Raw genomic sequence first — 20525 nt, 5'->3', positions numbered from 1 at the left:
AGGTACGGACGTGGCAGCCGACCCCAGCACCCAGGACACCCCCGACCGCGTGCGCGAAGAGGCCGTCGAGGCGGCGCTCGGCAAGCTCGGGCTCGAAGCCAAGGCCGCGCTGCTCGGCGGCCAGGACATGTGGTCGCTGCCCGCGCTCCCCGAGATCGGCCTGAAGTCGCTGGTCATGTCCGACGGCCCGGTCGGCGTGCGCGGCGTCCGCTGGACGGCGGACGACCCGTCGGTCGCGCTGCCGTCGCCGACCGCGCTCGCCGCCACCTGGGACCCCGGGCTGGCCCGCCGCGCCGGTCGCCTCCTCGCGCAGGAGGCCCGCCGCAAGGACGTGCACGTCCTGCTGGCCCCCACCGTCAACCTGCACCGCTCGCCGCTCGGCGGCCGGCACTTCGAGTGCTACTCCGAGGACCCGTACCTCACCGGCGAGATCGGCTCGGGTTACGTGCAGGGCGTCCAGGACGGCGGCGTCGGCACGACCGTCAAGCACTTCGTCGCCAACGACGCCGAGACCGACCGCTTCACCGTCGACAACGTCATCGCACCCCGGCCCCTGCGCGAGCTGTATCTGGCGCCCTTCGAAGCCATCGTCAAGAACGCCCACCCGTGGGGCGTCATGTCGGCGTACAACCAGGTCAACGGCGTGAGCATGACCGAGCACCACTTCCTGCAGAACGAGGTGCTGCGCGGCGAGTGGGGCTTCGACGGCTTCGTCGTCTCCGACTGGACGGCGGCCCGCTCCACCACCGGCGCGGTCCGGGGCGGCCTCGACGCCGCCATGCCGGGCCCCGTCACGGTGTACGGCGACGCGCTCGCCGGGGCGGTGCGCGCGGGCGAGGTCGACGAAGCCGTGGTCGACGACGCCGTGCGCAACGTGCTGCGGCTCGCCGCACGGGTCGGCGCCCTGGACGGCGCGCCGCCGGCCGTCACCGAGCTGCCGGAGCCCGTGGACGGCCAGGCTCTGGCCCGCGAGGTGGCCCGCCGCGCGTTCGTCCTCGTACGCAACGAGGTACGCGGCGAGGCGCGCGACGCCGCCAGGACCGAGGCGGCAACCGGCCCACGCGACGAGCCCGCGGGCCAGGCCCGTGACGTGGTGCGGGCGGCGGGCCGCCGCGTCCTGCCCCTCGACCCTTCCGAGCTGCGCACACTCGCCCTGAGCGGCGCGGCGGCCCGCGACGCGCGCGTCCTCGGCGGCGGCTCCGCCACCGTCTTCCCCGAGCGGGTCGTCTCCCCGCTCGACGGCCTCGCCGCCGCGCTGCCCGGCGTGGCGCTCACGTACGCCGTCGGAGCCGACCCCAGCGGTGAACTCGCCCCCGCCGCGACCGGCTTCGTCCTGCACGCCGTCTGCCGGGACGCGGCCGGTGACGTCATCGGCACGCGCTCGCTCCCCGGCGGCCAGGTGCAGTGGATCGGCGACGACCTGCCCGACGGCGTCACGCACGAGACGCTCCACAGCGTCGAGGTCAAGGGCGTCTTCACCCCGCGCGAGAGCGGCGAGCACACGTTCGGCACCCGGGGCCCCGGCGCGTTCACGCTGACCGTCGCCGGTGAGGTGCTGTACGACGGCGTGCAGCCGGTGTCCGACGCCGCCGACCCCTTCGAGGCGTTCTTCGGCGCCCCCGCCGAACGCGGACGGGTCCGCCTCACGGCGGGCGAGCCCGTGGAGGTCTCGCTCACCCACCTCCTCGACCGGCGGGACGACGCACCGCTCCCCGCGGTGATGTTCTCGTTCCTGCACGCGGCGCCCCGGCGCGACCCCGACGACCTGATCGCCGAGGCGGTGGAGGCGGCCCGCGGCGCGGACGCGGCCGTCGTCGTGGTCGCCACGACCGAGGAGGTCGAGTCGGAGGGCTTCGACCGTGCGGACCTGCACCTCCCCGGCCGCCAGGACGACCTCGTGCACGCCGTGGCCGCCGCCAACCCGAACACGGTCGTGGTCGTCAACGCCGGTTCCCCGGTGGAGATGCCGTGGCGCGAGGAGGTGGCCGCCGTGCTGCTGGGCTGGTTCCCCGGCCAGGAGGGCGGCGCCGCGCTCGCCGACGTGCTGCTCGGCGCGGCGGAGCCGGGCGGCCGGCTGCCGACCACCTGGCCGGCCGCCCTCGCGGACGCGCCGGTGACCGAGGTCGCGCCGACGGACGGGCAACTCCACTACCGCGAGGGGCTTTTCATCGGCTACCGCGCCTGGGACAGGGCGGGCGCCGCGCCGGCGTACCCCTTCGGCCACGGCCTGGGCTACACCACCTGGGAGTACGAGTCGCTGGAAGCGACCCGCACGACGGCCAAGATCCGGGTGCGCAACACCGGGGCGCGCGCCGGCCGCGAGGTCGTCCAGGTCTACCTGGCCCCGCAGGCGGACGCGGTGGAGCGCCCGGCCCGGTGGCTTGCCGGGTTCGCGAACGTCGAGGCGGCGCCGGGGGAGTGGGCGGAGGCGGAGATCACCCTGCCGGCGCGCGCGTTCGAGATCTGGGACGAGGAGGCGGGCGCCTGGTCCTTCGTCCCCGGCACGTACGAGGTCCGTACGGGCCGCTCCCTCACCGACGTCCGGCTGACGGCGACGCTGGACCTCCAGGGCGACTGACCCAGCGGGGCGGGGGCGGGGTGCCGGGCCGGCGGGGGCGGCCCGGCCGCGCCCCCGCCGCTACCCCCGCACCCCGAACCCGTACACCGTCGCCGACGCGTAGACCTCGCCCGGGCGCAGCACCACCGGGGGGAACCCGGGCCGGTTCGGCGAGTCGGGGAAGTGCTGGGTCTCCAGCGCCACCCCGTCGAACCCGTCCGGCGTGTACACCTGCACCCCCGGCTCCGTCGTGGCGATCGTCACCACCCGCCCCGACCCCGGGTCGTACAGCTCGCCCACCGGCTCGGCCTCGGCCGTGACCCCCTTGTCCAGCACGAAGTTGTGGTCGTACCCGCCGCGGAGGACCCGCGCAGCACGGAAGTCGAACCGCGAGCCCGCCGCCGTGTCCATGGCGCCGGTCGGTATCCCCTCGCCGTCCACCGGCGTCACCGCCCCCGCCGCGAGGCGCAGCTCGCGCGGGCCGCCGCTGCCCAGGCTCCAGTACGTGTGGTTCGTCAGGTTCACCACCGTCGGCGCGTCCGTGACCGCCCGGTAGGCGATCCGCAGCGCCCCGCCCGCCTCCAGGGTGTACGCCGCCGAGACATCGACGCGCCCGGGAAAACCCTCCTCGCCGTCGGGGCTGACCCGCGAGAGCCGCACGCCGTACGGCAGCGGCCGCGCCTCCCACACCCGCTTGTCGAAGCCGCGCTCGCCGCCGTGCAGACTGTGCGCGCCCCCGTTGCGCGCCAGCGCGTACGTCCGCCCGTCCAGGGTGAAGGCGCCGCCCGCGATCCGGTTGGCGTACCGCCCGACGAGCGCCCCGAAGTACGGCCCGGGACGCTCCACGTACCCCGCGAGGGAGTCGAACCCGACCGCCACACCGGCCGTGCGCCCGTGCCGGTCCGGGGTCTCCACCGACTGGACTATCCCGCCGTACGTCAGCACGCGCACCACCACGCCGTCCCGTTCCAGGACCCAGCGGTGGACGGGCGTGCCGTCGTCGAGCGTGCCGAAGGGCTCCGGGCGTGCCGGGGAAGGTTGCGCGTCCATGACGGAAGACCCTACGCGGGAGGCTCCGCCGCCGTGATGTTGCGGTACGCGATCTCGGCCAGCCGCTGCTGCCCGTTCCTGCTCGGGTGGAACCAGTCCCACTGGCTCAACTGCCGCCCGGTGAAACGGAAGTCGAAGACCGCGCCGCCGTCGTAGCGGCAGCGCGCGTCCTTCGCGCACACGTCCCGCAGCACCTCGTTGTACGCCACCACCCGCCGGTGCACCGACTCGCGCCGCGCCACCGACCCCGCGTCCGTGGCGTCCGGGCCGGCCAGCATGGACGGGCAGATGCCCAGCCCCCAGATCTGCTTGGCCATCGGGTTGGCGCGCCCCTGCGACCAGAGCCGCTTCAGATCCGGCACACTCGACACGTACAGCTGCGACTCGGGCAGCTCCTCGCGCAGCTTCTTCACCGACGTCTCGAAGTACGTCCGGAAGTCAGCCACCGATGTCATGTGCGACACGTCCTTGCGGCAGGCGTCGTTCGCCCCCACCATGACCGTCACCAGCTCCGGCCGGTCCGCGACGGCTCGCGTCATCTGCTCGGGGAGCTCGGCCATCCGCGCGCCTGACTCGGCGTGGTTCCAGGTGCGGGCGACCGCCCCCGCCCTGCCCAGCAGCCGCAGCGCCACGCTGCGCACGGTGGCGTCCGTGCCCGTGGCCCAGGACACCTCCGGGCAGTCCGCGAGGACCTCGCACGCGTCGAAGCCGCGCGTGATGGAGTCCCCGACCGCGGCGACGGACTCCGGGCTGCGGTCCCACAGGGGCGTCGGCTTCGGGACGGCCGGGCGGGCCGCCGGCGGTTCGCCCGGCTCCGTGCCGTCCCCGGCGTCGCACCCGGCGAGCGCGCCCGCCAGGACGAGCAGGGCCGCCGTCGCGGCGGCTGCGGCGGCACGCGGCCGGCGCTCCCGGCCGCGCACTCGGCGGCGTACCCGCATGCCCTGATCCCCTCCGTGGCGTCGTACCGGCGTCCTGGCGGGTGAAAGCTTCGTGTCCGCGTCCACCCCGACCGACAGTACGTCACCCGCCGGACGCCGCCGCACGGTAGTTTTTCCCCGTCGAACCAGCAGCCCTTCGCCCATCCGGGGCTCCGGTAAATTACATCACGTCACATACTGTCCCTTTTCAGGAGATTAACTCCCGATGCTGTTTACTGTTGACAACCTCGGGAGCCGACCGGGAAGAGGCGGTACGGGCGCGAGGCCGCTGGGGAAGGCGAACCTCGTCCCACACTGGAGGTCCCGGTGACGACACGTGGAGTTCTGTACGTTCACTCCGCACCGCGCGCGCTGTGCCCGCACGTCGAATGGGCAGTAGCGGGCGTACTCGGTGTGCGGGTCAACCTCGACTGGATCAGACAGCCGGCCTCGCCCGGCACCTGGAGAGCCGAGTTCTCCTGGCAGGCCCAGGCGGGCACCGCCTCCAAGCTGGCGTCCGCCCTGCGCGGCTGGCACCTGCTGCGCTTCGAAGTGACGGCCGAACCCTCCCCGACGGCCGAGGGCGAGCGCTACAGCTCCACCCCCGGCCTCGGCATCTTCCACGCCGTCACCGGAATGCACGGCGACATCCTCGTCCCGGAGGACCGGCTGCGCGCCGCCCTGGCCCGTTCGGTGGGCGGCGAGACCGACCTGGAGGCCGAGGTCGCCAAGCTGCTGGGCAAGCCCTGGGACGACGAACTCGAACCCTTCAGATACGCGGGCGAGGGCGCCCCCGTGCGCTGGCTCCACCAGGTGGTCTGACCCTCTCGACCGCGCGCGACGGCCGCCCGATACATTCCGCCCCACGGTGCACATGCCGTGCACCGCTCTGTGTGGGGGTTGGTTGTGCGTATACGACCGGCGGTCGAAGTGGCCGCCGTACTGCTGGCGTCAGTCGTGGTCTGCTGGGCCGTCGTCTTCCACGTCCTGGGCTGGACCGCGCTGTTCCGCGAGGCCGGCGGGGCGTGCGGCGGCGGTGACTGCCCGCAGGGGCTGCCCACCGTGCTCCTCCTCGCGTTCGCGTTCTCCTTCGGCGGCTCCCTCGCCCTGAGCAAGGCGCTGGGCGCGGCGGGGCTGCGCCGGGCGGCCGTCGCCGGCGTGGTGGTGGCCGGACTGCTGATCGGCGTCCTGCCCGGGCTGTACGGGTACCAGTGGCTCCGCGGCGAGAAGGTGCGGATCACCTCCCCGATGAAGGGCGTCGACCGGCTGGACATCGCCTGGAAGGCGCCGGTGGACCGCCCCGCCACCGTCAAGGGGCTGCGCGGCTGGTCCACCGGCGACACCGTCGTGCGGGTCCGTACCGACGGCCTGGCCGCCTACGCCGTGAAGGACGGCGAGGAGCGGTGGAGCACCCCCGCACCGGTCCGCGAGTCCGTGTGCGCGCAGAGCGCCCAGCCGTCCGCAGGCGTGGGACTCGTCGCCTACGGGCGCCACAACAAGCCCTGCTCCACCCTCGCCGCCGTCCGGCTCGACGACGGCGCCACGCTCTGGAAGCGGACCCTCAAGGGTGAGGGCATCGGCAAGGGCATCGCCCTGGGCGGCGCCACCGCCGTCACCCTGGAGGACGGCGCGGTGCGCGCCCGGTCGGCCCGCACCGGCGGTGAACAGTGGAAGCGGCCGGTGCCCGAACGCTGCCGGATCCTCACCGTGGGCGCGAACGCCGCCCGGACCCTGCTCGTGGAGGAGTGCGCCCGGGTCAAGAGCGACGGCGCCGTCACCGCGCGGCTGCTGGCCCTCGACACCCGTACCGGTGCGCAGGAGTGGGTGACGAAGCTCCCGGTCGAGAGCGCGGGCACGGCGTACGTGTACTCCGTCGAGCCGGCCGTGATCGGCTTCCAGGAGACCGACGAGCGGGGCGTGCGCGCGGTGCTCTCCTTCGACGAGCGGGGCGAGGCGCGCGCGGCCGTGCCGCTGTCCGGCCGCTCCGGCGACCTCGACATACGGCTGTCTCCCGACGACCTGAAGGCCGAGGGCCCGTTCGTGTCGGGCGGCACGCTGGTCGCCGCCGTCCAGAAGCCGGGCGACATCGTGCCCCAGTACGTCGCCGGATTCTCCATCGAGGACGGCCGGGAGCTGTGGCGCAGTCCGAAGATCGGCCACATCGGCGCGCTCGCCCTGCGGGACGACGGCCGGGTGGCGGCGCTGACCTCCGGATGGCCGCGCTCGGACGTCGCCGTGCTCGACCCCCGGGCGAAGGGCGCCGTCGAGAAGACGACGCTGGGCAAGGAGGCGCCGGTGTCCATCGACGCCGAGATGCTGGCGGTGCGCGACGGATACGTCGTCGTCAACCGGTACACCGACGGCGAACCGCCGGTCTTCGCCGTCCGCTGACCCCGCACGGGGAGCGCGACGGCGAAGGCCCTGCCGGGAGCGCGGAGCTCCCGGCAGGGCCTTTTCGGCTGTGTGCCGCGCGGATCAGACCGTACGGAAGGCCAGGACCACGTTGTGGCCGCCGAAGCCGAACGAGTTGTTGATCGCGGCGATCGTGCCCTCGGGCAGCACCCGCGGCTCGTCGCGCACGACGTCCGCGTCGACCTCGGCGTCGAGGTCGTCGACGTTGATGGTCGGCGGGGCCTTCCGGTGGTGCAGCGCCAGCACCGTCGCGACGGTCTCGATGCCGCCCGCGCCGCCCAGCAGGTGACCGGTCATCGACTTCGTCGCGGAGACCGCCACGTGGTCGAGGTCGTCACCGAGGACCTTGCGCAGCGCCTTGATCTCGGCGACGTCGCCCTGGGGGGTCGAGGTGGCGTGCGCGTTCAGGTGCACGATCTCGGCAGGCTTCAGACCGGTGTCGTCGAGCAGGTTCTGCAGGGCGACGGCGATGCCGCGGCCGCTCGGCTCGGGCTGCGCGATGTGGTGGGCGTCCGCGGACAGGCCCTGGCCGACGACCTCGCAGTACACCCGCGCACCGCGCGCGGCGGCGTGCTCGGCCGACTCCAGGACGACGACACCCGCGCCCTCGCCGAGGACGAAGCCGTCGCGGCCGGTGTCGTACGGGCGCGAGGCCTTCTGCGGCTCTTCGTTGCTCTTGGACATCGCCATCATGTTGGCGAAGGCCGCGATCGGCAGCGGGTGGATCGCCGCCTCCGTACCGCCGGCGACGACCACGTCGGCACGGCCGGTGCGGATCATCTCGACGGCGTAACCGATGGCTTCGGCGCCGGAGGCGCACGCGGAGACCGGAGTATGCACGCCCGCCTGGGCGTTGACCTCGAGACCGACGTTGGCGGAGGGGCCGTTCGGCATGAGCATGGGAACGGTGTGCGGGGAGACGCGGCGTACGCCCTTCTCCTTCAGCACGTCGTACTGGTCGAGCAGCGTCGTGACGCCGCCGATGCCGGAGGCGATGACCGCGCCGAGACGGTTCGGCTGGATCTTCTCGTCCTCGCCCGCCTTGTCGGTGTACCCCGCGTCGGCCCACGCCTCACGGGCCGCGATCAGCGCGAACTGCGCCGAGCGGTCCAGCTTGCGGGCCAGCGGGCGGGGCAGTACGTCGCCCGGGTCGACGGCGGCCAGGGCCGCGATGCGGACGGGGAGTTCGGCGAAGCGCTCGCCCTCCAGGGGCCTGACGCCGGAACGTCCGGCCATCAGACCTTCCCAGGTCGATGCGGCGTCGCCACCCAGCGGTGTTGTTGCGCCGATACCGGTGACGACCACGGTGCGATTGGTCGGGCTCACAGGAATTCTTTCTCCACGTGTAGAGGGTGCTGAATTTTCACGGCGCCACCGCCGGGCGGCGACACAGGACCGGCCGGATCAGGCCTGGTGCTTGAGGATGTAGGCGGCGGCGTCGCCGACCGTCTTGAGGTTCTTGACGTCCTCGTCGGGGATCTTGACGTCGAAGCGCTCTTCGGCGGCGACGACGACCTCGACCATGGACAGCGAGTCGACGTCCAGGTCGTCGGTGAAGGACTTGTCCAGCTGGACGTCCTCGGTGGGGATGCCGGCGATCTCGTTGACGATCTCGGCGAGACCGTTGACGATCTCTTCCTGAGTGGCGGCCATGGTGGCGCTCCTTCGGTGTTGTGCAGAGGGAATGGGGTACAGCGGCAGGTCCGGAAAGGTCCGGACGTGCCTAGGGGAGGGTAACGACCGTCGCGGCGTAGACGAGACCCGCCCCGAAGCCGATGACCAGCGCGGTGTCGCCGCTCTTCGCCTGTCCGGTCGCCAGGAGCCGCTCCATCGCGAGCGGAATCGAGGCGGCCGAGGTGTTACCGGTGGTTTCGACGTCACGGGCGACCGTGACGTGCTCCGGCAGCTTCAGAGTCTTCACCATCGAGTCGATGATCCGCATGTTCGCCTGGTGCGGAATGAAGACGTCCAGTTCGTCCGGGGTGATCCCGGCCGCGTCCAGCGCCTGCTGGGCGACCTTCGCCATCTCGAAGACGGCCCAGCGGAATACCGCCTGGCCCTCCTGCGTGATGGCCGGGAACTTGACCTCGCCCTTGGAGTCGAGGGGCAGTTGGGACACGTCGCCGATGCGGAAGCGGTCCCACGGCACGGTCTGCTTGATCGTGCCCGCCTTGTCGCCCTCGGAGCCCCAGACGGTCGGGCCGATGTGCGGCTCCTCGGAGGGGCCGACGACGACCGCGCCCGCGCCGTCGCCGAACAGGAAGGCCGTCGCGCGGTCCTCCAGGTCGGTCAGGTCGGACAGCCGCTCGACGCCGATGACCAGCACGTACTCGGCGGAACCCTCCACGATCATGCCCTTGGCGAGGGTCAGCCCGTAGCCGAAGCCCGCGCAGCCGGCCGAGATGTCGAAGGCCGCGGCCTTCGCCGTGCCGAGCTTGTCGGCGATCTCCGTGGCGACGGCCGGGGTCTGGCTGAAGTGCGAAACGGTCGAGACGACCACGGCGCCGATCTGGTCGGCGCGGATCCCGGCGTCGGCGACGGCCTTGCCGGACGCCTCGATCGACATGGCGGCGACGGTCTCCTCGTCGGAGGCCCAGTGCCGGGTCGCGATGCCGGAGCGGGAGCGGATCCACTCGTCGGACGAGTCGATCGTCTCGAGGATCACCTCGTTGGGCACGACCCGGGTCGGACGGTAGCCGCCGACACCCATGATCCGCGCGTACGGGGCGCCCTTGCTGGGCTTGATCTTCGACATGCTCTCTCGGGCTCCTATCGCGCCGCGTGCTCAGCGATGAGCGCGCGGGCCGCTTCGAGGTCGTCGGGGGTCTTGAGCGCGAGAGTCTTCACACCGGGCAGCGCGCGCTTGGCGAGGCCCGTCAGCGTGCCGCCGGGGCAGACCTCGATGAGCGCGGTGGCGCCCAGCTCCTCCAGGGTCTTCATGCACAGGTCCCAGCGGACCGGGTTGGAGACCTGGGCGACCAGGCGCGCGACGACCTCGGAGCCGGTGGAGACCGTACGGCCGTCGGCGTTCGAGACATAGGTGACGGCCGGGTCGGAGACGACCAGGTCCTGCGCCGCCTTGCCGAGTTCGGTGACCGCGGGGGCCATGTGGTGCGTGTGGAACGCGCCGGCGACCTTCAGCTCCACGACCCGGCGTACGCCCTCGGGCTTGTCCTCCGCGAGCGCGGCGAGCTGCTCCAGCGTGCCCGCGGCCACGATCTGGCCCGCGCCGTTCACGTTGGCCGGGGTCAGGCCCAGCTTCTCCAGGTGCGGTACGACGGCCTCGGGGTCGCCGCCGAGGAGCGCGGCCATGCCGGTCTCGGTGACGGCGGCGGCCTCGGCCATGCCCAGGCCGCGCGTACGGACGAAGCCGAGCGCGGCCTCCTCGGTGAGCACACCGGCGTACGCGGCGGCGGTGATCTCACCGACGCTGTGTCCGGCGACCGCGGAGACGTGCGGGCGGGCGTCCAGCGCTGCGGCGGACAGCAGACCCGCCGCCACCAGCAGCGGCTGGGCCACGGCCGTGTCGCGGATCGCGTCCGCGTCGGCCTGCGTGCCGTAGTGGACGAGGTCGAGCCCGATGGCGTCGGACCAGGCGGCGAGCCGGTCGGCGGCGCCGGGGAGGTCGAGCCAGGGAGTCAGGAAGCCGGGCGTCTGAGCGCCTTGGCCGGGAGCGACGAGTACGAGCACCCTCACACTCTCTCTTGTGGACGGACCTGCGGGCCCGTGGGGACAGGGACCAAGAACCGTCGGGGGATTTGTTGGTGTTCGACAAAAGTCTAGGGCTGGGGGTCCCCGTCGGCCAGACGCCCCAGGATGAGCGCGATGCGCAGAGTGAAGGCGGATCGAACATCGGAGGGTGACCATCCGGTGACGTCCGTCACACGTCGAAGGCGGTATCGCACGGTGTTCGGGTGCACGAAGAGCATCCGTGCCGCGCCTTCCAGACTGCTCGCCTGCTCCAGATACACACTCAGCGTCTCCAGCAGAGCCGAGCCCGCCTCCTCCAGCGGTCTGTAGATCTCCTCCACCAACTGCTCCCGCGCAGCGGGATCGGAGGCGATCGCCCGCTCCGGCAGCAGATCGTCCGCCAGGACCGGGCGCGGGGCGTCCTGCCACGCCTGGCACGCCTTGAGCCCGGCGGCGGCGGCCTGCGCGGACCGGGTGGCGGCGAGCAGGTCCGGGACGATGGGCCCGGCGACCACGGGTCCGGCGGCGTACGGGCCGATGAGGGCCTTCGCCACCTGGAGCGGGTTGTCGCTGCCGCCCGCGATGACGACCAGGCGGCTGCCGAGCACGCCGGTCAGCACCTGGAGCTTGGCGTGCCGGGCGGCGCGGCGGATCGCCTCGACCGTCAGCTCGGAGTCGCCGTCGGGCGCGGTGCCCAGGACGACGCAGACGTGCTCGGGGGAGTTCCAGCCCAGGGCCGCCGCGCGGGAGACCGCGCCCTCGTCGGCCTCCCCGGACAGCACCGCGTTCACGACGAGCGATTCCAGACGGGCGTCCCAGGCACCGCGCGCCTCGGCGGCCTGCGCGTACACCTGCGCGGTCGCGAAGGCGATCTCGCGGGCGTACACGAGCAGGGCCTCGCGCAGGATCGACTCGTCGCCGGGCGCCGCGACCTCCTCGATCGCCGTCTCCATGACCTCGATCGTCGTACGGACCATCTCGACGGTCTGCCGCAGGGTGATCGCCCGGGTCAGCTCGCGGGGCGCGGTGCCGAAGACGTCGGTGGAGATGGCCTGCGGGGTCTCGGGATGCCGGAACCACTCGGTGAAGGCGGCGATGCCGGCCTGGGCGACCAGGCCGATCCACGACCGGTTCTCCGGGGGCATGGCCCGGTACCACGGCAGCGTCTCGTCCATGCGGGCGATCGCGTTCGCGGCGAGGCGGCCGGAGGACTTCTCCAGCCGGCGCAAGGTCGCGGAATGCGGGTGGGCGGCTTTCGCGGCGGGCTGCTCAGGATCGGGTTGGGGCACGGGACAAGACTGCCTTATCGGAACCCCGGGCCGTCGGGCCGGGGCTACGGTGGGCTCCGTGATTTCTGTACGGCGTGCCGCGGACCGCTTCCGCGGCGGTGACGCCTCCGCCGGTGTCGAGTCCCTCCACGCCTTCTCCTTCGGGCACTTCTACGACCCGGAGCTGCTGCGCTTCGGCGCCGTGCTGGCCTGCAACGAGGAACGGCTGGCGCCCGGCGCCGGATTCGACGAGCACCCGCACAGCCACACCGAGATCGTCACCTGGGTCGCCGAGGGGGAGCTCACCCACCGCGACTCGGCCGGCCACGCCACCGTCGTGCGCCCCGGTGACGTGCAGCGGCTCAGCGCCGGCGCGGGGGTCCGGCACGTCGAGCGCAACGACGGTGAGGCGCCGCTGGTCTTCGTGCAGATGTGGCTGGCGCCGGTGGACCCGGGCGGGGAGCCGTCGTACGAGGTCGTGCGCGGCATCGCCGACGCCACCCCGTACGCGCTGCCCGAGGCCGGAGCGCTGCTGCACGTGCGGCGGCCGGGCGCCGGGGAGCGCACGGCGGTCCCGGACGCCCCGCGGGTGTACGCCCACGTCGTACGGGGCCGCTTCGGGCTCGGCGAGCACGCGCTGGGTCCCGGCGACGCGGCGCTGATCACCGGGGCGGACGGCCTGGAGCTGGTGGCGGCCGCCGCCCCCGCCGAGGTGCTGCTGTGGGAGATGAGCGGCTGACCCCCCGGGTCAGCCCTTCAGCGCGCTCTTGGACTTCCACTGCTCCCAGGACACGTTCCACGCGCCGTAGCCGTTGCCCTCGGCGACCGTGCCCTTGGTGTCCCGGCCCTTGATCTCGAACGGGTCGCCCACCCGGACCAGCCGGTAGAAGCGCGCCGCGTCGGCCGTGCTCATCCCGATGCAGCCGGAGCTCATGTTGGCGCGGCCGAAGTGGGCGGCGTTCCAGGGGGCGGCGTGCGCGTACATCCCGGACCAGGTGAGGCGCATCGAGTAGTCGACCATCTTGTCGTACGCGTCGCCCAGGCCCACGGTCTCCGAGTTCATGTTGATGGTGCCCTCCTTCGACATGAGGACGGCCGTCCCCCGCCAGGACCGCTTGTCGCCGCCGGGGGTGCCGCCGGAGACGGGGATCTCGACCGGCTTCCTCCCGTCCCGCTCCAGCGTGAGCAGCTTGCGGTCGAGGTCGACGCGTACGACCTGGCGGGAGCCGACGGTGAAACCGGTGCGGTAGTCGCGGACGAACCAGCCGCCGGCCGGGCCCGAGTCGGTGCCGTTGAGCTCGGCGTCGAGGGTGACCTTCGTACCGGCCTTCCAGTACTTCTCGGGCCGCCAGTCCGCGCGGTCCCTGCCGGAGTGGTCGCGGACCCAGCCCCAGGAGCCCACGGTGCCGTTCGAGGTGGTGACCTTGAGCTGCTTCTCCACGTCGGCCCGGTGCGCGACCGGGCCGTCGAAGACGACCGACAGCGGCTGGCCCACGCCGACGGTGGAGTTCTTGCCGGGCGCCAGTGACAGCTTGTTGACCCGGCTCGCGGCGGCCGTGCTGAAGGAGGTCCTGCTGGTGGCCTCCCGGCCGCCCTGCGTCCGGGTCCTCGCCTCCACCGTGTACGTCGTGCCGGGCACCGCCTTGCGGTCCGACGTCCAGGACGCCTTGCCGGGCGCCGGGCGGCCGGTCAGCCGCCCGCCCCCGGCGTCGACGACGGTCACCGAGGACAGGGTGCCGCCCTTCGCCGTCACGACGACCGGCCTCCCGGCGGCCGCGCCCTTGCCGTCGGGCGTCACGGTGACGGTCACCGGGCGGTCGGGCCGGCCGCCCGGCTTCCCCTCGTCCGGCGGCGCGACGCTCCCGCCGCTCGACGAACAGGCGCAGAGCACGGCGCCCAGTACGCCGGCCACGACAGCGGCACGCGACGCACGTATATGACTCACGGAAGCCTCCAGAAAGGGGTGGGATGTCCGGACTCTAAGCCGCGGAAAACTCCGGAAACCGGCCCTGTGGCCATGTGACAGCGGTTGGGAACAAACGGTCGTCGTCCCGTCACATTCGCCGCGCGGCACGGTCACGGACGGCTGTGAATCTCCTGGACGCCCCCACCGACCAAGGGGCGGAAGAAGGAGGTTCACGCTGTGTCAGCTCTGCTCGTGACGGCGGCCGCCCGCAGCCGGGAGACCCGGCTGGGGCCCATCACCGCCGAGACGTACCAGGCGTTCCTCGCGTCCCGCGCGGCCGGGCCGTCCGGCCCCAGCTTCCTCCAGTGCCCCTCCTGGGCCGGTGTGAAGGAGGGCTGGCAGTCGCGGCTGATCGGCTGGGGACCCGCCGTCGACGGCTCCGGCCCGCCCGGCCCGCGGGAGCTCACCGGAGTGGCCCTGGTCCTGCTCCGCCCGTTCCCCGGCACCCGCAAGTACTTCGCGTACCTGCCGGAGGGGCCGTACGCCGACTGGGCCGACCCGGACATCGACGGCTGGCTCACGCCGCTGCTGCGCCACCTGCGGGCGGCCGGCGTCTTCGCCGTGCGCATCGGGCCCGCGCCCGCCTTCCGCCGCTGGAACGCCGCCCGCCTCAAGCAGCTCACCGGCCCCGGCCGAAGCGTCCACGACGTCCTCGCCTGCGAGGTCGACCCCCTGGGCACCGCCGTGTCCGAGCGGCTGCGGGCACGCGGCTGGCGGCGCTGTGGCGGCGACGGCCCGGGCGGCGACGGGGACGCGCAGCCGCGCCTCGTCTTCCAGGTGCCGCTCGCCGGGCGCACCGTCGACGACCTGTGGAACGGGCTCAACCAGGAGTGGCGCCGCAATGTGCGCAGGGCCGACAAGTCCGGTGTCGAGGTGTCCGTGGGAGGCGCCGCCGACCTCCCCGAGTTCTACCGGCTGCTGCGGATCACCGAGGACCGCGACGGGTTCCGGCTCGGCCGCTCCCTGGCGTACTACGCGCGCCAGTACGAGGTCCTCAACGCCGAGCAGCCGGGCCGCATGAAGCTCTACCTCGCCCGCCACGGCGGCGAGACGCTCGCCGCCCACACCATGATCACGGTGGGCCGGCGGGTCTGGTACCAGACCGGCGCCTCCGCCGACCACCGCCGCGAGGTCCGCCCCTCCAACGCCCTTCAGTGGCGCATGCTGCGGGACGCCCACGCGTTGGGCGCCGACGTGTACGACATGCGCGGGGTACCCTCCACCCTTGATCCCGACGACCGGGGGCACGGCCTGCTGCGCTGGAAGCTCGGCACGGGCGGACAGGTCGTCGAAACACTGGGGGAGTGGGAGACACCGATGCCGGGAACGGCCAACCACACGCTGTACCGCGCCTTCCAGGCGTACCTGGCACGCCGGTGAGCACCACGCTGCCCGCCCCGCCGAAGCCGCCGTCCGCGCTGCGCAGCGGCGCGCTCATGGCCGCCGGGTCCGTCGTCTCGCGCGCCACCGGGTTCGTACGGTCCGCCGTCGTCGCCGCGGCGCTCGGCGCCGGCGTCGTCGCCGACGGGTACGCGGTCGGCAACTCCGTCCCGACCATCGTCTACATGCTGCTGCTCGGCGGCGCGCTGAACGCCGTCTTCGTGCCCGAGCTGGTCAAGGCCGCCAAGGAGCACGGGGACGGCGGCGTCGCGTACACCGACCGGCTGCTCACCGTCTGCGTCGTGGCGCTGCTGGTGATCACCGGCGGCGCGGTCCTCGCGGCGCCCGCCATCGTCGCCGCGTACACCGGCTACACCGGCGAGCGGGCCACCATGACGGTCGCCTTCGCCCGCTACTGCCTGCCGCAGATCTTCTTCCTCGGCCTGTTCACGCTGCTCGGCCAAGTCCTCAACGCACGCGGCAGGTTCGGCGCGATGATGTGGACGCCGGTGCTCAACAACGCCGTCGTCATCGCGGTGTTCACGCTCTACCTCACGCTGGTGACCACGTCCGGCGGCTCCCTGTCGCCCGGGAGCACGGCGCTGCTCGGCTGGGGGACCACGGCCGGCATCGCCGTCCAGGCGCTCGCCCTGCTGCCCGCCCTGCGCGCGGCCGGCTTCCGCTGGCGGCCCCGATTCGACTGGCGGGGCAGCGGGCTCACCCGGCCGATGCGGGCCGCGGGCTGGCTGGTCATGCTGGTCCTCACCAACCAGGCCGCGTACTGGGTCGTGACCCGGCTGGCCACGTCGGCCGGAGAGCGGGCGCTCGCCGTGGGCATCCACGGCGGCGTCGGCTACAGCGCCTACAACAACGCCTACCTGCTGTGGGCGGTGCCGCACGGCATCGTCACCGTCTCGCTGGTCACCGCCCTGATGCCCCGGATGAGCGGGGCGGCCGCCGACGGGGACCTGGCGGCCGTGCGCCGCGACGTGTCGTACGCGCTGCGCACCAGCGCCGCCGCCGTCGTCCCGGCGGCCTGCGCCCTGCTCGCCCTCGCCCAGCCGCTGATGGCCCTCGTCTTCCAGTACGGGCGGACCGGCGCCGACGACATCGCCGCGATGGCGGGCATCCTCATGGCGTTCGCACCCGGCCTGATCGCCTTCTCGGGCCAGTACGTCCTCTCCCGGGCCTTCTACGCCCTGCGCGACACCCGCACCCCCTTCCTGCTCAACCTGGTGATCGCCGGCCTCAACGCGGGCCTGTCCATCGCCGCGTACGTCCTGCTGCCGCCGCGCTGGGCGGTGACCGGCATGGCCGGGGCGTACTCGCTCGCCCTCTGCGCGGGCTGGGCGCTCACGGCGTACACCCTGCACAGACGCCTGCCGCCGGCCCGTGCGACGGGGCGCTCGCCGTCCGTCACCGCGCACGCCCGGCTGCTCGCCGCCGCCGTGCCCGCGGCCGTGCTCGGCCACCTCGCCGCCGGATGGGCGGCGGGTGCGGGCGCCCCGGCGGGCGCGGCGTCCGGCGCGGCCGTGATCCTGGCGGTGTTCGCCGTCCTGGCGAAGCCGCTGCGCCTGGCCGAGGTCGACGCCCTGCTGTCGGGCGCCGTACGGCGGCTGCGGCCATGAGCACGGCGACGAACGACCGAACCTCACCCCTTGGGATACTCCGCAGATGCCACGCGTGCTGCTGATCGAAGACGACCCGTCCGTACGCGAAGGGGTCGAACTGGGGCTGCGCCGCCGCGGCCACGACGTACGGACCGCCGCAACGGGCGAGGCGGGGCTCGCCGCCCTCGCCGAGTTCCGCCCCGACCTGCTGCTCCTGGACCTGATGCTGCCGGGCATGAACGGCGTCCAGGTCTGCCGCCGGGTGCGCGAGACCAGCCAACTGCCGATCATCATGCTCACCGCCCGCGGCGACGACTTCGACGTCGTCATCGGACTGGAGGCGGGCGCCGACGACTACATCGTCAAGCCGGCCCGCACCGAGGTGATCGAGGCCCGCATCCGGGCGGTGCTGCGCCGCATCGAGGAACCCGGCGGCGCGCGGCCCGCCGTCGAGTTCCACGGCGACCTCGCCGTCGACCGGGCCGGGCTCACCGTCGTCAAGTCCGGCGAGCGGATAGCCCTCGCCCCCTCGGAGCTCAAGCTGCTGCTGCACCTGTGCGCGGCCCCGGAACAGGTCTTCAGCCGGCAGCAGTTGCTGGAGCACGTGTGGGAGCACAGCTACCACGGCGACGCCCGGCTCGTCGACGCCTGCGTACGGCGGCTGCGCAACAAGATCGAGGACGTACCGGGCAGCCCCCGCTACATCCAGACCCTGCGCGGTTTCGGCTACCGTTTCGGACCGTTGTGCTGATCTCCGGCCTGCGGACGCGGCTCGTCCTCGCCTTCCTGCTCGTCGCCGCGGTCGGCTGCGGCACCACGGCCGCCCTCACCTACCGCGAGGCGCGCAACGCCCTGCTCAAGCAGGCACAGGACTCGGCCGTCTCGTCCTTCCGCGAACAGATCCAGGAGTTCCACCTCAACCTGCCGCCCAACACGGAGCAGATGCAGGGCATGCTCCGCATGCTCGCCCGGCAGGGCAAGGGCCGCGACTGGTGGGTGTACGCCGAGTACGGGTCGCTGCGGCTGTCCTCCGGCACCAACCCCACCTCCACCGTCATCACGCCCGAGTTGCGCCGCGAGGCCCGGGGCACGCCGCACGGCAGTTTCCAGCGGGTCGTCAAGGGCGGCGAGCCCTACCTGACCGTCGCCGTGCCCGTCGTCTTCCGGACCAGCCCGGCCGGGACGGGCGGGCGGACCGTGCGCCCCACGGGTCTGATCTTCTACGCCGTCGTGCCGCTGACCGACGAACAGGCCAACGTGGACGCCATGGTCGTCGCCGCACGGGACGGCGCCCTGCCGGCCCTCGCGATCGCCCTGGTGCCCGCGCTGCTCGCCGCGCGCGGTGTGCTGCGCCCGGTGCGCGACCTGCGGCAGGCGGCCCGCAGCCTCGGCCGGGGCCGGCTGGACACCCGTATCCCCGTCAAGGGCGGCGGAGAGCTCTCCGAACTGGCCCGCACGTTCAACGAGTCGACCGCCGCCCTCGAACGCTCCGTGGACGAACTCCAGCGCGCCGAGGCCCGCGCCCGCCGCTTCGCCTCCGACGTCTCCCACGAACTGCGCACCCCGCTCGCCGGGATGCTCGCCGTCACCGAACTCCTCGACGAGGACGCGGCCGGGCTCGACCCGGACACGGCCGCGGCGGTCCGCCTGATCAGCGCCGAGACGGGCAAACTCGCCGTACTGGTCGAGGACTTGATGGAGATCTCCCGCTTCGACGCCCGCGCGGCCGAGCTGAACACCGACGAGGTCGACGCCGCCGAGACCATCCGCAGGACCCTCCAGAGCCGCCACTGGACGGACCCCGCCGAGATCGTCCTCGACCTGCCCGACGGCATCCGCGCACGGCTCGACCCCCGGCGCTTCGACGTCGTGATCGCCAACCTGGTCGGCAACGCCCTGCGGCACGGCCGGCCGCCCGTCACCGTCACGCTGAGAACCGAGACCCGCGAGCGCGATCCGGCCGCCCAGGAGACCGCGGCGGACGGACCGGGCCCGGCGGACGGACCCGGCGGCGGGCCGGACGCTCCGGGCGGGGAGGCCGCGTACTGGCTCGTGACGGAGGTGGCCGACCGGGGCCCGGGCATCCCCGCGGACGTGCTGCCGCACGTCTTCGACCGGTTCTACAAGGCCGACCAGGCCCGTGCGCGCTCGGCGGGCAGCGGCCTCGGACTCGCCATCACCCTGGAGAACGTACGGCTGCACGGCGGTACGGTCCGCGCCGCCAACGGCCCCGGCGGCGGCGCCGTCTTCGTCGTGGAGATACCCCTCACCACCAGCGAGGTGAGCGCGTGAAGCACGTGCGCGCCCTCGCCCTGGCGTCCGCCTCGCTGCTGCTCGCCGGCTGCGGCATCAGGGCGAGCGAGGTGGTCGAGGCGGGCGGCCCGGCCGTCGCCGACGTGGCCAAGGACGACGGGATGCTGCTCTTCTTCGTCGGACCGGACGGCTCGTCGATCCCCGTGGTCAGGTTCATCGACTCGACGCCCGCCGCCGTGCCGACCGACAAGAGGCTGGCCGCGCTGCTGAACGGTCCCACGCCCGAGGAGCACGCGGCCGGCATCACGACCGGGCTGCCCACCGACCGCACACCGGTCACGGTGGAGCCGGTGGCCGGTGGGGGGAAGCGCGCCCGGGTGCGGGTCACGGTCGGGTTCGCCGTGCGCTCGCTGGACGCGGCGAGCGTGCGGCAGCTGGTCTGCACGACGGCCCACGCCGAGGACCCGGAGGGCCTGACCGAAGTGGCCCTCACCGGCAGCGACGGCTCGCTGCCCGCCGCCGGCTGCGCCTAGCGGGCGCCGGGGCCGAACGCGGCGAGCACGGCGTCCGTGAACGGCGGCCACGCCTCGACGGCCCACGGCCCGAAAGCCCGGTCCGTGAGGGCGACGCAGGCGAGGCCCGCGTCGGGGTCCACCCACAGGAACGTACCGGACTGGCCGAAGTGTCCGAACGTACGCGGCGAGGACGAACCGCCCGTCCAGTGCGGGGACTTGGAGTCGCGGATCTCGAAGCCGAGGCCCCAGTCGTTCGGGTTCTGGTGGCCGTAGCCCGGCAGTACGCCCTTGAGCCCCGGGTGGACGACGGCCGTGGCCCCGGCGACCGTGCGCGGGTCGAGCAGACGCGGGGCCTGGAGCTCGGCGGCGAACCGCGCCAGGTCGTCGACGGTCGACACACCGTCCTTGGCCGGCGAGCCGTCCAGCGAGGTGGCCGCCATGCCGAGGGGTTCGAGCACCGCCTGGCGCAGGTAGTCGGCGAAGGGGATGTCCGTCGCCTTCGCGAGGTGGTCCCCGAGCACCTCGAAGCCCGCGTTGGAGTACAGCCTGCGCTCGCCGGGCGGCGCCATCACGCGGTGCTCGTCGAAGGCGAGCCCGCTGGTGTGGGCCAGCAGGTGGCGGACCGTGGACCCCTCGGGTCCGGCCGGCTCGTCGAGCTCGACCGCCCCCTCCTCGTACGCGACGAGCGCGGCGTACGCGGTGAGCGGCTTGGTCACCGAGGCCAGCGGGAAGCGGTGGCCGGTCGGGCCGTACGACGCCGGCACGCTTCCGTCCGCCCGCACGACGGCGGCCGCCGCGGTGGGTACCGGCCAGTTCTCGATCAGCGACGCCAGGCTCTGCATGCGTACGAGCGTAAAGGCTCCACGCCGACGGCCGCATCGAGGGGTCCGGCCCGCGCCCGCGTACG

Annotated in this window: 18 protein-coding genes; 9 read left to right on the top strand and 9 right to left on the bottom strand. The window is 73.5% G+C overall.

From position 1 onward, the window contains the following. The first annotated feature begins 10 nt into the window (after nt 1-10). A complete protein-coding gene (locus ACWGH0_RS11290) occupies nt 11-2578 on the top strand; it encodes a beta-glucosidase (protein ID WP_453403912.1) in 2568 nt (855 codons plus the stop codon). Between the two features lie 60 nt (nt 2579-2638). Here ACWGH0_RS11290 and ACWGH0_RS11285 read toward each other — a convergent pair whose 3' ends face one another. Both ACWGH0_RS11285 and ACWGH0_RS11280 read right to left on the bottom strand, forming a co-directional pair. Then, nucleotides 2639-3607 (bottom strand): aldose epimerase family protein, encoded by a 969-nt coding sequence (locus ACWGH0_RS11285; protein ID WP_453403911.1) that lies wholly within the window; start codon nt 3605-3607, stop codon nt 2639-2641. An 11-nt stretch (nt 3608-3618) separates the two neighbouring features. Beyond that, nucleotides 3619-4545: an SGNH/GDSL hydrolase family protein gene (locus tag ACWGH0_RS11280; RefSeq protein WP_453403910.1), complete on the bottom strand. Its 927-nt coding sequence runs from the start codon at nt 4543-4545 to the stop codon at nt 3619-3621. A 306-nt stretch (nt 4546-4851) separates the two neighbouring features. Between ACWGH0_RS11280 and ACWGH0_RS11275 the strand changes: the two genes are divergently transcribed. Together ACWGH0_RS11275 and ACWGH0_RS11270 are read left to right on the top strand one after the other, a co-directional pair. Then, nucleotides 4852-5346: a DUF3145 domain-containing protein gene (locus tag ACWGH0_RS11275; RefSeq protein WP_453403909.1), complete on the top strand. Its 495-nt coding sequence runs from the start codon at nt 4852-4854 to the stop codon at nt 5344-5346. 84 nt (nt 5347-5430) lie between these two features. After that, nucleotides 5431-6915, top strand: coding sequence for an outer membrane protein assembly factor BamB family protein (locus ACWGH0_RS11270; RefSeq protein ID WP_453403908.1), 1485 nt, complete (start codon nt 5431-5433; stop codon nt 6913-6915). 84 nt (nt 6916-6999) lie between these two features. On the opposite strand, the gene fabF is transcribed toward ACWGH0_RS11270, so the two are convergent. From fabF to ACWGH0_RS11245, 5 genes are all read right to left on the bottom strand, one after another. Continuing rightward, on the bottom strand, nt 7000-8262 hold the full coding sequence (gene fabF / locus ACWGH0_RS11265) for a beta-ketoacyl-ACP synthase II (protein ID WP_453403907.1): 1263 nt from the start codon (nt 8260-8262) through the stop codon (nt 7000-7002). A gap of 78 nt (nt 8263-8340) precedes the next feature. Continuing rightward, on the bottom strand, nt 8341-8589 hold the full coding sequence (locus ACWGH0_RS11260; RefSeq protein WP_453403906.1) for an acyl carrier protein: 249 nt from the start codon (nt 8587-8589) through the stop codon (nt 8341-8343). Nucleotides 8590-8659: 70 nt separating this feature from the next. After that, nucleotides 8660-9691, bottom strand: a complete 1032-nt coding sequence (locus tag ACWGH0_RS11255; protein ID WP_453403905.1) for a beta-ketoacyl-ACP synthase 3 — start codon at nt 9689-9691, stop codon at nt 8660-8662. A 14-nt stretch (nt 9692-9705) separates the two neighbouring features. Further along, complete coding sequence (locus tag ACWGH0_RS11250) at nt 9706-10626, bottom strand: ACP S-malonyltransferase (protein WP_453403904.1); 921 nt, start codon at nt 10624-10626, stop codon at nt 9706-9708. 89 nt (nt 10627-10715) lie between these two features. After that, nucleotides 10716-11915, bottom strand: coding sequence for a PucR family transcriptional regulator (locus tag ACWGH0_RS11245; protein WP_453403903.1), 1200 nt, complete (start codon nt 11913-11915; stop codon nt 10716-10718). 58 nt (nt 11916-11973) lie between these two features. Here ACWGH0_RS11245 and ACWGH0_RS11240 point away from each other — a divergent pair, with 58 nt between their 5' ends. After that, a complete protein-coding gene (locus ACWGH0_RS11240) occupies nt 11974-12633 on the top strand; it encodes a pirin family protein (RefSeq protein ID WP_453403902.1) in 660 nt (219 codons plus the stop codon). 9 nt (nt 12634-12642) lie between these two features. Here the strand turns inward: ACWGH0_RS11240 and ACWGH0_RS11235 are convergent, their stop codons facing one another. Continuing rightward, on the bottom strand, nt 12643-13839 hold the full coding sequence (locus tag ACWGH0_RS11235) for an Ig-like domain-containing protein (protein WP_453403901.1): 1197 nt from the start codon (nt 13837-13839) through the stop codon (nt 12643-12645). A 198-nt stretch (nt 13840-14037) separates the two neighbouring features. On the opposite strand from ACWGH0_RS11235, the gene ACWGH0_RS11230 reads away from it, so the two are divergent. From ACWGH0_RS11230 to ACWGH0_RS11210, 5 genes are read left to right on the top strand one after another with little or no spacing between them, the layout of a single operon-like run. Next, nucleotides 14038-15240 (top strand): lipid II:glycine glycyltransferase FemX, encoded by a 1203-nt coding sequence (locus ACWGH0_RS11230; RefSeq protein WP_453403900.1) that lies wholly within the window; start codon nt 14038-14040, stop codon nt 15238-15240. 56 nt (nt 15241-15296) lie between these two features. Then, nucleotides 15297-16868: a murein biosynthesis integral membrane protein MurJ gene (murJ, locus tag ACWGH0_RS11225; RefSeq protein ID WP_453404000.1), complete on the top strand. Its 1572-nt coding sequence runs from the start codon at nt 15297-15299 to the stop codon at nt 16866-16868. Nucleotides 16869-16914: 46 nt separating this feature from the next. Next, entirely contained in the window at nt 16915-17601 is a 687-nt protein-coding gene (locus tag ACWGH0_RS11220) for a response regulator (protein ID WP_453403899.1), read from the top strand. Beyond that, nucleotides 17595-19142: an ATP-binding protein gene (locus ACWGH0_RS11215; RefSeq protein ID WP_453403898.1), complete on the top strand. Its 1548-nt coding sequence runs from the start codon at nt 17595-17597 to the stop codon at nt 19140-19142. Before ACWGH0_RS11220 ends, ACWGH0_RS11215 begins: the two co-directional genes overlap by 7 nt. Continuing rightward, nucleotides 19139-19636 carry a hypothetical protein gene (locus ACWGH0_RS11210; protein ID WP_453403897.1) on the top strand — a complete coding sequence of 166 codons (498 nt, stop codon included), beginning with the start codon at nt 19139-19141 and terminating at the stop codon, nt 19634-19636. Before ACWGH0_RS11215 ends, ACWGH0_RS11210 begins: the two co-directional genes overlap by 4 nt. Here the strand turns inward: ACWGH0_RS11210 and ACWGH0_RS11205 are convergent. Then, nucleotides 19633-20460: a serine hydrolase domain-containing protein gene (locus ACWGH0_RS11205; protein WP_453403896.1), complete on the bottom strand. Its 828-nt coding sequence runs from the start codon at nt 20458-20460 to the stop codon at nt 19633-19635. The two genes, ACWGH0_RS11210 and ACWGH0_RS11205, sit on opposite strands and share 4 nt — an antisense overlap. Nucleotides 20461-20525: the final 65 nt, after the last annotated feature.

This window comes from Streptomyces sp. NPDC054887, assembly GCF_053610585.1.
This window is presented reverse-complemented; position numbering and strand designations above follow the sequence as displayed.

What these genes read in the sequence shown, in the direction of transcription:
- ACWGH0_RS11285 (WP_453403911.1), bottom strand. Translation starts at nt 3,607, where the DNA reads ATGGACGCGCAACCTTCCCCGGCACGCCCGGAGCCCTTCGGCACGCTC.
- ACWGH0_RS11280 (WP_453403910.1), bottom strand. Translation starts at nt 4,545, where the DNA reads ATGCGGGTACGCCGCCGAGTGCGCGGCCGGGAGCGCCGGCCGCGTGCC.
- ACWGH0_RS11260 (WP_453403906.1), bottom strand. Translation starts at nt 8,589, where the DNA reads ATGGCCGCCACTCAGGAAGAGATCGTCAACGGTCTCGCCGAGATCGTC.
- ACWGH0_RS11255 (WP_453403905.1), bottom strand. Translation starts at nt 9,691, where the DNA reads ATGTCGAAGATCAAGCCCAGCAAGGGCGCCCCGTACGCGCGGATCATG.
- murJ (WP_453404000.1), top strand. Translation starts at nt 15,297, where the DNA reads ATGGCCGCCGGGTCCGTCGTCTCGCGCGCCACCGGGTTCGTACGGTCC.
- ACWGH0_RS11220 (WP_453403899.1), top strand. Translation starts at nt 16,915, where the DNA reads ATGCCACGCGTGCTGCTGATCGAAGACGACCCGTCCGTACGCGAAGGG.
- ACWGH0_RS11205 (WP_453403896.1), bottom strand. Translation starts at nt 20,460, where the DNA reads ATGCAGAGCCTGGCGTCGCTGATCGAGAACTGGCCGGTACCCACCGCG.